We start from the raw sequence: 241 nt of genomic DNA on the forward strand, positions 1-241 counted from the left end.
TGACGTCGTTGAGCAGGGTCGCCCCGGAACGGACGATCGAAACACCCTGCAACTCGACGACGCTCATGCGGCCAAACTTACCGATTCCCGCGCGCCGAACCGTCGTGTATGCGCGGGGATACCTCCGAAGTCAGGCGCCGGTCGAGTGCAGGCCGCCGTCGACGTGGATCATCTCGCCGGTTGTGGCGGGGAACCAGTCGCTGAGCAGGGCGACCACCGCCTTCGCTGTCGGGTCGAGATC

At 66.0% G+C, this 241-nt stretch carries 1 protein-coding gene; it reads right to left on the reverse strand.

Translation table 11 applies throughout. The features are described 5' to 3' along the window. Nucleotides 1–130 precede the first annotated feature (130 nt). Nucleotides 131–241, reverse strand: a 111-nt coding sequence (locus BN358_RS25470) for an SDR family oxidoreductase (RefSeq protein WP_157593404.1), incomplete at its 5' end; no start/stop codon positions are given.

The organism is Sedimentibacter sp. B4 (genome assembly GCF_000309315.1).
GTDB classification, from domain to species: domain Bacteria; phylum Bacillota; class Clostridia; order Tissierellales; family Sedimentibacteraceae; genus Sedimentibacter; species Sedimentibacter saalensis.